At 69.0% G+C, this 11853-nt stretch carries 11 protein-coding genes; 5 read left to right on the top strand and 6 right to left on the bottom strand.

The window, feature by feature from the left end; translation table 11 throughout:
* Positions 1-43 precede the first annotated feature (43 nt).
* Positions 44-1627, top strand: coding sequence for a helix-turn-helix transcriptional regulator (locus JOC24_RS32400; RefSeq protein ID WP_205024015.1), 1584 nt, complete (start codon positions 44-46; stop codon positions 1625-1627).
* Positions 1627-2202, top strand: coding sequence for a transcriptional regulator (locus tag JOC24_RS32405; RefSeq protein WP_205024016.1), 576 nt, complete (start codon positions 1627-1629; stop codon positions 2200-2202). The genes JOC24_RS32400 and JOC24_RS32405 overlap by 1 nt, the downstream gene beginning before the upstream one ends.
* A 100-nt stretch (positions 2203-2302) precedes the next feature.
* On the opposite strand, the gene JOC24_RS32410 is transcribed toward JOC24_RS32405, so the two are convergent.
* The 3 genes from JOC24_RS32410 to JOC24_RS32420 form a co-directional block, all read right to left on the bottom strand.
* Positions 2303-2545 (bottom strand): hypothetical protein, encoded by a 243-nt coding sequence (locus JOC24_RS32410; protein ID WP_205024017.1) that lies wholly within the window; start codon positions 2543-2545, stop codon positions 2303-2305.
* Between the two features lie 318 nt (positions 2546-2863).
* The gene (locus tag JOC24_RS32415) at positions 2864-3067 is read right to left on the bottom strand and encodes a hypothetical protein (protein WP_205024018.1); all 204 of its coding nucleotides are present in this window, start codon (positions 3065-3067) and stop codon (positions 2864-2866) included.
* Positions 3068-3509: 442 nt separating this feature from the next.
* Complete coding sequence (locus JOC24_RS32420; RefSeq protein ID WP_239581373.1) at positions 3510-3752, bottom strand: hypothetical protein; 243 nt, start codon at positions 3750-3752, stop codon at positions 3510-3512.
* A gap of 448 nt (positions 3753-4200) precedes the next feature.
* Between JOC24_RS32420 and JOC24_RS32425 the strand changes: the two genes are divergently transcribed.
* The 3 genes from JOC24_RS32425 (at position 4201) to JOC24_RS32435 (ending at position 5983) form a co-directional block, all read left to right on the top strand.
* Positions 4201-4401 carry a hypothetical protein gene (locus JOC24_RS32425; RefSeq protein WP_205024024.1) on the top strand — a complete coding sequence of 67 codons (201 nt, stop codon included), beginning with the start codon at positions 4201-4203 and terminating at the stop codon, positions 4399-4401.
* Positions 4402-4517: 116 nt separating this feature from the next.
* Positions 4518-5111, top strand: coding sequence for a hypothetical protein (locus tag JOC24_RS32430; protein ID WP_205024019.1), 594 nt, complete (start codon positions 4518-4520; stop codon positions 5109-5111).
* The gene (locus tag JOC24_RS32435; RefSeq protein WP_239581375.1) at positions 5105-5983 is read left to right on the top strand and encodes an ATP/GTP-binding protein; all 879 of its coding nucleotides are present in this window, start codon (positions 5105-5107) and stop codon (positions 5981-5983) included. The genes JOC24_RS32430 and JOC24_RS32435 overlap by 7 nt, the downstream gene beginning before the upstream one ends.
* Positions 5984-8564: 2581 nt before the next feature.
* Here JOC24_RS32435 and JOC24_RS32440 read toward each other — a convergent pair.
* From JOC24_RS32440 to JOC24_RS32450, 3 genes are all read right to left on the bottom strand, one after another.
* On the bottom strand, positions 8565-9746 hold the full coding sequence (locus JOC24_RS32440) for an alpha/beta hydrolase family protein (RefSeq protein ID WP_205024020.1): 1182 nt from the start codon (positions 9744-9746) through the stop codon (positions 8565-8567).
* A gap of 263 nt (positions 9747-10009) precedes the next feature.
* Positions 10010-10543 (bottom strand): hypothetical protein, encoded by a 534-nt coding sequence (locus tag JOC24_RS32445; RefSeq protein WP_205024021.1) that lies wholly within the window; start codon positions 10541-10543, stop codon positions 10010-10012.
* 328 nt (positions 10544-10871) lie between these two features.
* Positions 10872-11252, bottom strand: coding sequence for a hypothetical protein (locus JOC24_RS32450; protein ID WP_205024022.1), 381 nt, complete (start codon positions 11250-11252; stop codon positions 10872-10874).
* Between the last annotated feature and the right edge of the window lie 601 nt (positions 11253-11853).

The raw sequence follows: 11853 nt of genomic DNA on the forward strand, positions 1-11853 counted from the left end.
CAATCTGGCGCCGGAATTCGTCTAATTGCGCTAGGGTTGCGGTATGAGCCAGGAGAACAGCGTGGAAGCGCTGCTTGAGGAAGCCCGGTTGAACGCCTCGATCCCGCCCCCTGCTGAGCGTCAACGTCTGCGCGAGGCCGCCAACCTGTCCCGGGCCCAGGTCGCCGCAGCCGTGGGCGTCGGGCGCACCACGGTTGCCAACTGGGAGACCGGGCACTCGGACCCGACCCCGCCCGGACGCCTGCCGTACCTGCAGCTGCTCAAGGGCCTGGCCGAGATCTACCCGGCCACCTCCGCACCCGCAGCCACCCCCGAACCCACCCCTGAACGCACCGCGGATCCGGTGCTGCCCGCGTTCGTCGCGGCCCCGGAGACGCTGCGCGGCCCGGACGGGCGGGCCATCGAGGGCGACCCCGGCCCTTGCATCCGCTGCGGTGTCGAGACGACCTACCAGTCGACGGACGGCCGACCCCTGCATTCCGGCGGCCTGTGTCAGCCCAACGGACCCGCCATTGCGCAGGCCGCGCCCGCCGCCAACTCTTCGGCGGCTCCCGCACCGGCTGCTGCCCCGGCGGCACCCGCCCCCGCCTCACCGGCTCCGGCGCCCCTGCCCAGCCGGCCGGAGCGCCGTGCCCGCAGCGCCGCCCGCGCCCAGGCCGACACCACCCTGCTCATCAGCCGTGCCGTCCAGGAGGAGGCCGAGCGCGCCGGCGGGGACGAGGAAGCGGCCTTGAACGCGCTGATCAAAAGAGCCATCCCCGACGTGATGCACCTGTTCAACGAGACCCGGGCCACCGGCCGCTACGACTACACCGCCTACCCGGCCCTGCCCGACATCCTGAAGAAGCCTTCCAAGAAGGACCCGGACCAGATCTGGGAGTCACGCCCCAAGTTCCACCACCCCGGCTACTCCCTGCGCGCCCCCGGCGACATCAAGGTCACCGCGCTCGATGTGAACGCGGCCTACCTGTCGGCGCTCAAGTGCTGGCTGCCCATCGGGAAGCTGGAGCACAGCACTGGCAGTGATGGTGTCGAGCCGAAGCGCTCCGGAGTCCACCTGATCACCCCCGCCCCGTGGGAGCACCCGCATCTGCCGGACCCGATCGGCGACCGCGACGAACCCGGAGCCCTCTGGGTCACCAACAGCACACTGCGCCTGCTCCAACGCCTCGCGGGCCCGAAGTACGGGCTGACGGACGCTCCGGTCATCCACGAGTCGTGGACATCCGGGGCCACGGAGAACTTCCTGGACGCGCTGCGCAAACTGCTGTCCGCTGCCCGCGATGAGGCGATCGAGAACCGGGACACCTTGACGCTTGAGTACGTCAAGGCGATGTACAGCAAGTTCATCTCGACGATGGGGGAGTCGATCCACAACCGGGAGATGGTGCGCCCGGACTGGATGCACATCATCCACTCCCAGGCCTACGCCAACCTGTGGGGCAAGGCCTACAAGGCCCACCAGGCCGGCCTGGAGATCATCAGCATGATGGGCACCGACGAACTCCACGTCACCGGCGACTGGCGAGGCGTGTTCCCCGAGGGCCGGGGCGTGGCCCAGATGAAGATCAAGCACGGTGACGCGAAGGCGTCCGGCGAGTACACCGTCGGCAAGGTGACCAGCTGATGGCCGGGCGTTGGATGGACCTGGGCATGTTCAACGCCCACGGGGTCCCGGGCGCCGACGCGTTGGGCGCGGCGATCGAGAACATGGTCACCGGCATCGCCTCACCCGTGGACAGCGACCGTGGGCTTTCCGCCCGCCTGCGCTACCTCACCAAGACGGATGCGGGATACGAGGCGATGGACCGTGCCGGCATCCACGTCTCCCCGCGCACCCTGATGGCCTGGCTCGCGGAGGAGCGCACCCCGAACAAGGCGAACCGGTCCCGTCTGGATGCCGCGTACTGGGATCTGCGGCGTCGCAACGTGGCCACCGATCTCAAGCACCGGCTCAACAACGAGGGCCGTGGTACCAGGGTGGAGATCAACCCGGTCGACCAGTCCGGGGTCGAGCGCAGGCACCAGCGTGACGTGGCCAGCCGCAGCATCAACGTCCGCGGCGTATGGGACCGCGCGGTGGACGCCTGGCTTGAGGAGGACCTGGCCGGGCTCGACGCGATCTGGGATCAGATCATCGAGGACATCGGCTCCGAGTACGACGCGTACAGCAACGTCTCCTCCATCGGCTGGGCCGCCTGAAACCAGAGCGAACGGCCTGTCCCCGGCATGGAACTGTCAGGGCAGGGCGCATCTCGCAGCCGCCGCCATCTGCGGACTCCCGGCGGGTTGAGCGGGTTGCTTACGGGCCGGAAGGAGGGAGGGGTAGCGAGGTGGGGTCCAAGTCCAGGCGCATCTTGCCCCACATCGCGTCGAAGTCGTCGAACCATGCACGGTTGGCGTCTTTGAGCTCATCCCAGGTCTCATAGGTGCGGCCGGCGACAAGGCTCTGCACGAGGTCGCGCATACCGCGCAGCACGTTATCGGACAACGCGACTATGTCCGGCGGGGCGGTGATGGATATCTGGTAGCGCAGTTCGTACATGCCACCGTCCCGATAGGCGTTCGCTGCCTGACGTGCGCGCTCCGGCCAGGGTTCCGTGCTGTTGCGCGTGAATCTCGTTCCATGTCCGCGCCACAGCCGCGAGGTAGGCGGCGTATAACTCGCGCGTGACAGAGGTACGGAGAACTCTCTGTTCCCGGCGCCACCTGGAGCGGTCGGCCAGCCATGTGGCCCCCACGCCGATGACGGCGCCCGTCACCGTACTGACCACTGAACTCCATTCCATCGGTGGAGGATATGCGGCTTCGGTGCGTGTGTCTGCGTGGTTGACGAGCGGTCTGCCCCGGCCCTGCGGCTCGCCTACGCCCGCCGCGTATGGGTGCGCCCGCCCGGTCCGTACGCGCCTACGTCGGTGATGAGCGCGGCGCCGTCCAGCAGCTGCTGCACGCTCCACCCGGTGACGTCGAGGCGCTGCCCGTCCAAGGGCCCGCCGATCAGTGCCGCGTATCGGTGCCCGGCCACCTCGACGTCGGGCTCGCCGGGCTCGTTCCCGTAGATCCTCATCCGCCCATCCTCACGGCAGCTGGCCACGCCGCGGGGCTGGTCCGGGAGTTCGCAGGAAGCCCTTACCGTCCAGTGCTTTAGAGAGAGGTCGCCGACCCGGGGCGGCCCAGGATTCTGGGGCCGCCTCTCGCGGTGGGCCCGTGCGCTGTCGCGGCAGCCCCGTAGCACCGCTGGGTCGTCCATTCAAGAAATCCGCGTCGTGAACCACGTCGGCCTGATTTCTTGAGTACGGCCCGCCGCGTCGGAAATATGGGATCCCTCGACCCAGGGTTGCGGGGCTTGCCCCTCGGTGCGCCATGGTGTGCTTGAAGAACTGGTCTGAGGGGTCAGTGCGTCCCGCAGGAGAGCCAACCTAGCGCACGACATCGTGCGCGTTTCCGCTGGTCAGACGCTGTTTGGGACTTGCCTGACACGCGCCGTCGGTCTGTCATCGTGAGCGGCCTCAGCCGGGCCGAAAGTCAGGGGGTGTCGCCGGTCCAGTGGAGCCGGTCCGGGTCGCCGGGCTGTCCCTCGTAGTGGGCCCGCCCGCCCGGCCCGTACGCGCCGAGCCGTCCAGCAGCTGCTGCACGCTCCACCCGGTGATATCGAGGCGCTGCCCGTCCAGTGGCCCGCCGATCAGTGCCGCGTACCGGTGCCCCGGCACCTCGACATCGGGCTCGCCGGGCTCGCTCCCGTAGATCCTCACCCGCACATCCTCGCGGCGCCGGCCGTGCCGTGGGCCGGTTCGGGGGCTCGCGGGTAACCGACTCCCTTCCTGTCATGTGTACCGGGCGTTCGGCTTGCTCGAAGACTTCATGAGGGCGCGGCGCCACTAGCACCGTCGCGGCATCCATTCAAGGTTTTCAAGCGGCACGATTCGGACCGCTTGAATCTATTGAATGAGGCTCGCCGCGGCGGAAATCTGGGACCCCTCGACCCAAGGGTTGCGGGGCTAACCCCTCGGTCCTCGAAGGTGCTGCCACCACCCCGCGACACCGTTCGTCAACCGCTCGCGAATCCGCTCTACGCCCCGTCAGGACCCGCCTGTCAGAGGGCCGGGACGGATTTTCGCGAGAGCTCGATCTATCGGCTCGGATCGCGGACTGTGGCCCCGCGCTCAACCGGAGCGCACCCACCGAAATGGAGATCCCGCTGTGCCCACGCTCAACCTCACCCTCGTCCTGTTCGTCGGTCTGCTCCTGGTCCTCGTGTTCGTGCTCGTCATGGCCGGCCTGGCCTACGTCACCCACCGCCACCCCCACCTGGAGAAGCCCCTCACCGTCGCGTTCGGGGGCGGTGGCGTCCTGGTCGCGGTCGTCGTGGGCCTGGTCGCCGTCGTCGCCCTCACCACGTAATGCCGGGCCGTGCCCCCGGGGTTCGTTTGCTCGTTGCCTGGCTGAATCCCGATAACCGCCTGTGCGCAGGTGGTTACGTTGATCGGCTTCTGTTCGCGCACTCCCGGGGGACTCTGATGACGGCTCGACAGACACGGCGCCGGCCGGGCGTGATGGCGCTGTGCGCCGCTGTGGGGCTTGCTCTCGCCCTGGCCGGTTGCGGTGGTGGCGGCGACGACGCGAAGCCGCAGACGGCCCCGTCTGAGGCCTCCTCGGCCCCCTCGGTGTCGGCGTCCCCGCCGGACCCGGACGCGGCGGACAAGACAGCGGTCCTCGCGTCGTACACCTCGATGTGGGTGGAGCAGATGAAGGCCTACCGGGTGGCGTCGCCCGACGGCACGAAGCTCGCGGATTTCGCGACGCTCGACGCGCTGTCCGCCTTCGAGCGGGACCTGGCGCACATGAAGAAGAACAACACGGTGATCCGGGGCGAGCTCGGGCACGAGCCGGAGGTGACCGCCCTCGACGTCGACGCGAAGCTGCCGACGGCCACGGTGGAGGACTGCATCGACCTGTCGAAGTGGCAGACCCTCGACACGAAGACGAACAAGCCGATCCCGCTGCCCACCGCCCAGCCGCTGCGCTACGTCGCCACCGCCACGGTGGAGCGCTGGGACAACCATCGTTGGATGGTGACCGAGTACCAGCCGGACGGGAGCCGGACGTGCTGAAGCAGTCCACGACCATGGCGGCCGCGGTGGTCCTGGCCGCCGTCCTGGCCCCGGCCGCGCACGCCGACGGGCCGACAGTCGGCAGCGACGGATGCCGGGGCTCCATGCTCTCGGTCACCGTCTGCGCCGCCGACGGCGGCGGCTCCTCCGGCTCGTCGGGTTCTTCGGGTGGCAAGCCGGCCGCGGCTGCCCCGGCCGCGACCGGTGGCGACAGCAAGCCGACGGACAAGTGCTCCTACGATCTGGTCGACGATCCGCCGCCTCCGGCCGGGCATCAGGCGTGGAAGGGACACGACCCGGGCGACGGCGGGGTCTACAAGGTCCAGTGCGACAGCGGCCGCGGCGGAGTCGTCTTCGTTCCGGCCGGCCAGGACGGCCCGGCCGCGCCGACCATCGACCCGGAGCTCGTCGCACGGCGGGCGGCGGCCTCGATGCGCCTGGAGGGCCCGAAGGTAGCCAGCCCCCGCGCGGCCGGGACGTACGTCGTCGGGATGCCGATGTGGATGTGGGCCACGCCGTCGCCGTCGACGTTCGGTCCGGCGACCGCCTCGGCCACGGCCGGCGGCGTCACCGTCACCGCCACCGCCAAGGTCACCCGGGTGCGGTGGGCGATGGGCGACGGCACCACCGTCACCTGCCACGGCCCCGGCACCCCCTACAAGAAGTCGCAGGAGGTGACCTCGTCGCCGGACTGCGGGCACCTCTACGAACAGCCCTCCTCCGAGCAGCCGGGCGGCCGGTTCAAGGGAACCGCGACCGCGACGTGGACCGTCACCTGGACTGCCCCCGCCCTCAACGACGGCGGCCGGTTCACCGAAACCCGAGCCACTGGGTTCACCGCCGACGTCCACGAGGTCCAGGTCGTCAACTAACGCTGCAAGCCTCTGACCTGCCGTGGGGAGTTTCCATGGTGAGTTCGGCCGAGCCGTGGTGAGTTTTCGCGGTGAGTGGACCCCGCCGTGGTGAGTAGGCCCCGGGGTGTGGTGAGTTTCCCGGTCGGAAACTCACCACCGCAGGTCAGGAGCGAGGACGGCGCTCACCACCGCAGTCCGCAAGCCCACACGTCCGTAGAAACTTTTCTTGTCGAACCTGAATTACAGTGTGCAGAGTGTCACGCTGAGCAACCCGATCGCACGGCTTCGGCGGGCGCCTTTTAGTAGTTATGTCCGTTGCGGTGAAAGTGTGTCAGGACCGCTCTGTGACGCGGTAGCGTCGCAGGTCACGCAGTCTGCTCCCCGCGCACGCGGGGATGGTCCCGGGGCCTACGAGGTGGCGGGCCTGAACATGGGCTGCTCCCCGCGCACGCGGAGATGGTCCCCCATCCCTGGCTAGCACCTGGGCCCTGATGGACTGCTCCCCGCGCACGCGGGGATGGTCCCGAAAACCCGCAGCTCACGGGGCCTACGGCCACCCGCTCCCCGCGCACGCGGGGATGGTCCCCTGAGCCTGAGGGGCTCGTCTGGCCGTTGGAACTGCTCCCCGCGCACGCGGGGATGGTTCCCCGTGTGCGAAGAGTGTCCGCGGTGGGGATTCTTCGGCCGGCTACTCACCACGGCAGGTCAGCGGCGGGTACGGCCACTCATCACGACGATCCGCAGCACTCCCCGGCTACTGGAAACTTTGCTGTCGAGTCCGCCGTACGGCGCGTAGGCGGTCGACATGACGGCGGCATAAGGGGGCGCCTGCCAGGCGCCCGGGGCGGGAGTTCCGTCGCCGGTGCCAGACACCAGCCACCCGCCCCGGGCCCCGACACCCTGACACACGAAAACCGCGGCGTCTGCCGAGCTGCGGCTGCTCCTGGTCCTCGAGCACCGCGCTGCAGCGCCGGACGGTCCGCTGCGCAGCGCATCGGCTGGTGAAGGATCCGTCGGCCGCACGCGCAGCCGGCATGGGGCCCGACAACAACCCCGACACCATGACCGACGATATGGCCGACGGTATGACCGAGAGCATGACCGACACTATGACCGACACCTCCCTGGAGCGGACCTCTGCATAACGGCAGGTCAGGCCCCGGTTTTCGCGTGGTGAGTGCTCAGACTTCCCCTCTTCTACCTGGCTGCCTGGCTATGGGGTGGTGGTGTGGTGGCTGGTGTTGGGCGTGGTCTCGGGGAAGCGAGGGCGCTGCGCTGGCCTTCTTCTCCGGCCCGTCGCGCTGCTCCGGACCGGGCCGGACTTCGGGGCGGCACCGCCTGGTGCCCCTCGCCCCTGCCGGGCCCTGGGCGCGGCGTGACAACAGCTGTGACGCTATGTGTGACGACATGTGCGACACGATGTGCGACAAGACCTGTGCCGCTATCTGTTACAGCCACCGCGCCCCGCGCCTCGCACAACCGCAGGTCAGGCCCCGGTTTTCGCGTGGTGAGTGCTCAGACTTCCCCTCTTCTACCTGGCTGCCTGGCTATGGGTGGTGGGTGTGGTGGCGGTGGGCGGGCGTGGTCTCGGGGAAGGCGGGCGGCGCTGCGCTGGCTCCCTCGTCGGCCCGTCGCGGTGCTCCGGACCGGCTCCTGACGTCGCGGGACCAGGGGGCGCACCAGGTGTTGCACCCGGGGTTGCGCCGGGAGTTGCACAGGGGGTTGCGCCCGGGGTTGCACAGGCTGTTGCACCACCGCAAGCGGGACGCTCGCGTCTCCGCAGGTCAGGCCCCGGTTTTCCTGTGGTGAGTCCTCGGACTTCCCCTCTTCTACCTGGCCTGTCCTGCTGTGTGGGGGTGGGTGGTGGGCTGGTGGCGGGCGTGGTCTCGGGGAACCGGACGGCGCTGCGCTGGCCCGTTCCCCCGGCCCGTCGCGCTGCTCCGGGTCGGCGAAGAGACCGACGACCAGGCGGCGGTGTTGGTGGTCCTGCTCCGGCTGCGGGGCCGGCCGCTGCGCCTCGTCGTCCGCGCCGAGCCCGGCGGCGTACTTCGCACGGGCGTCCGTGACGGCCCACGCCCAGGTCCGTTCGTCCCCGCCGTGTGTACGGGCCAGCCGTCCGGCCAGGCCCCGCTGGTGCCCACCACCGGCCCGGCGCGGCTCCGCGAGGGTGCGCTCGAGGGCCTAGGTGCGCTCTGCGGACACCGGACGACCTCGCTGGGTCTTGGTGTGGTCGTCCGATACGGGCCGCCGCTCGATGCCGATGGTCAGGTCGCCTTCGATCCAGCCCTGGCGCTGCCACCAGCCGATGCCCTTGCGTGCGATGGACAGCTCCCGGTTGACGCTGGGGAGTCCATCTCGTCCGCCCTTGCCTCTGCCGGCTCAGTACCTCTGGCAGCGCCCGATCGCGGCGACGGGGAAGACGGGCGGCTGCGCGCCCCGGCGGGCGGGTCCGGTCGGCGCCGGTTCGCCGGCGAGCATCCACATCCACATCCACATCGTCAGCGGATTTGGTAAGCAACGCTGATCTTGTCACTCAACCTTCAGTCCTCACGACGTGTGCCCCGACCCGCGCCAGGCTGGGGCGCTCAGCGCACCACTGTCAGGGGTTGTTGAAGACGACCTCGGGGTTGTCCGGTGTCTGGCCGTCTAGGAGTGGCTGAGGCCGGTTCTTCAGGTGCAGGTCAATGAACGCAGCGACGTAGTCACGGGTGATCCGTATCGAGCGTTCGACGGAAAGAGTGGCCCCGGGGTTGGTCGGCAGACCGAGGTGTTCGCCGAGGACGGGGACGTCCGTGAAGGTCGAATGGTACGACCCCGTCAGGGTCAGCCAGCGCTTCCAGCCGTCCAGTCCCTGCCACCCCTCATCCCATGAGGAGTCCGGCCCACCGGGGTGATGGTCCACAGGGTTGCCGAGCAGGAGGAACGGCCGACCGTCGACTCCCGCGGCGGGGATCCGGTCGTAGAAGAGGCCGTCCATGTTGATCCCGGCGTCGAACCGGCGGTCACCGAGCATCGCGGAAGCCGCCGCGTTACCACCCATCGAATGGCCGACCACAGCGACGCGCCGGGGGTCGATCATCCGGGAGTTGTGCCAGGCGGGACGGTGACCAGTCAGCCGGTCCAGCACGAAGGAGAGATCGTCGGCCCGCCCCGTGGACACAGCTTTCAGCAGCTTCTGCCCCTCCTCGACGGGCAGGGGCATGCACACCCGGCAGGTCAGCATCCGGCCGCCAGGAAACACGGTCCCGGTCGACTCATAGGCGTGATCCACACTCGCCACGACATAGCCGCGGCTTGCCAGGTCCTCGGCGAGGGAGGTCAAGGTAGCCCGATGGTTGCCGAGCCCGGGGGAAAGCAGCACCAGGGGGAACCGGCCCTGGCTGGCGGTGGCACCCGCGCCGGCATGGGTGACGGCGGAACTGACCTCGGCCGGCGCATCGTCCCCCAGACCGCGCCCGGCAAGCATCAGCCGCGCCTCTTCGGTGCTCATGTAGGCGGCGGGCCCGCCGCCACTGCCGCCACGGGCGGGGTAGCGGAGCGACACCATGAGTTCCCGTGCCGTCGCAGTCGAGGCCCAGGGGTCGGTCCGGTCGTGGTCGGTGAGGTGCAGGACCTCCGCGCCGACGGGGTACGGGCCTGTCGGGCGGGGCAGCTCGAGCCTGTCGGACGCGGTCTCGGTAGGCGCGGCTCCGGGTAAGGCGTGAACGGCGGCGGGCATGGTCAGGAGAACCACCACTGCGACCACGGCAGCAGCCGCCCCTCTGCGAAGTCTGATTGTCATGACAAGGACATTAACGCTGCAACGGATCTCGATCTCAGGTTCTGAGAGGACGTCGGCACCATCTACGAAACCCGGAGCCGGTCAGCGGCTGACGGGACGAGCGAGTGGGCACAGGTTCTTGCCTGGTGAGTGCCCGGACTTCCCCGCATCTGCCTGGCCTGCCCTGCTGCGGGCGTGGTCTCGGGGAACCGGGCAGCGCTGCGCCGGCCCGTTCTCCCGGCCTTTCGTAGGGGCTCCGGACCGACGACCAGGCGGCGGTGGTCCTACTCCTGCTGCGGGGCCGGCCGCTGCGCGTTGTTGTCCGCGCCGAGCTCGGCTGCGTGGATCGCCCGGGCGTCGGTGACGGCCCGTGCCCAGGTCCGTTCGTTCCCGCCGTGCGTGCGTGCGAGCCGCCCGGCCAGGCCCCGCTGGTGCTCATTGGTCCGGCGCAGCTCCGCGAGGGCGACCTGGACGGCCTGAGCGCGTTCTGCGGACACCGGACGGCCTCCCCGGGGCTCTCCGTGCTCCACGCCGCTCTTACGCCCGGAGACGCCCAGCAGGGCCGTTCCCACGGCTTCCTGGTGCGCGGCCCAGAACCGCTCGACCTCGGCTTGGTCGTAGTAGTCGACCCGGTCGATCGTGACCACCCGCTCGGGGTGACGGCGCTCCTGCGGCTGCTCGTGGCGCAGCGCGTACCACCGGGCCACGGTCGAGCGGCCCGCCCCGGTGTACCGGGTAATCCACGCACGACTAACGACCGCCCGCCCCTCGACGACGCGACGCAGCCGGACATCATTTTTGCCGGTCGGCTCCATCAATTTCGCTCCCGATCCATGGGTAGAATGGAGGCGCTCCGCTCGGACGAGTGGGCGCAGCTGGCGGGGAATTAAATTGGAATTCGGGTTGCCGCCCATTCCAATTGCAATAATTCCCCGCCAGCCTAAAACCTTTATGCGCGCGGCCTCCTCCGGAGGAACGGCGCACGACCCTACGGGTCGTCAGACGATAGACCCCCTACGGGGTTCAGAAACCGATTCCTCCGGAATTCTCGCCAGCACCTGGCGGGTGCTGCGGCAGGGACGGCGGCGTACCGGTCGCGGACTGTGCGGTGGTGCGCCCCGCGAGGGCCGCACCACCGCGAGTGGGCTAGACGCTCAGGGCCGCGACCGGCAGGGGCGTGATCTCGCCCTCCCAGAGGTCCCAGGAGCGCGTGACGTGGCTGCTGGCCGGTGAGACGACCACGATCTGCCCTTCCCGCTCCGCGTCAGCCACCCCGACCGCCAGCAGGCACATCACGGCCTCCCACGCCTCCTCGTCGACGACGTGACCGCCGCCGTCCGTGGGGACCTCGACCTGCGCGGTGAGGGTCAGACGGTCCGTCAGGGTCAGAGACTCGCCGTCCACGACGACGGTCATGGTGTGCGACCCCGGAGCCAGCTCCGCGAGCAGCAGACGCATTGCGTCCTCAGCCACGATCCAGCCGGAGTTGAATTCCGAGTAGTGCATGTACGCGGGAATGATCTGCATGATTTTTCTCCTGATTTGGACGAGTGGACTGACCGTCAGGAAAGGTTGCCGCCCTTCCTGACTGATCTAACCTTACGGTGAATGCTGACGTGAATTCAAGAACCAATCAACGCGCCTTTTTCGGCGTCGGCGGACCGACCCCGGAGCGTCTCGGTTCGTGACACCGGAGTGGGTGACAGTGACCAGTCGGCGGTAGGGGATATTTCCATTCTCTACCCACGGGTCAAAGTGATGCAGGGTGGTGTGTGCTGAGTCCAGTTCTTAGCTACGGTCGAGAATGATGCACGCGGCTCACGCTCCGGCCGAGACGACCGACCCCCTCTTGTTGGTGCGTAGCTGTCTGTGAGGGCGTGTCGAATGCTGCGGTACATGTCGTCCGGGGTCAGGCCTTGCCCGCACTGCGGAGCCGTGCGGGCAGGCTCCTACCGCCTTCTGACCTCGTGTCACCACCGGGGCGCGCAGCCGCTGAGCACAGCCGCACTACTCCCCGGGAGGGTGCGAGAATTCCGGAGGAATTCCCAAACCCATTCCGGAGGAATGGGTTTGAAAGCCCGTAGGGCTTTGTCGTCTTTACGACCCGTAGGGTCGTGCGTCGTTCCTC

The sequence above is a fragment of the Streptomyces sp. HB132 genome (assembly GCF_016909575.1).
In the GTDB taxonomy this organism is placed as follows: Bacteria; Actinomycetota; Actinomycetes; order Streptomycetales; family Streptomycetaceae; genus Streptomyces.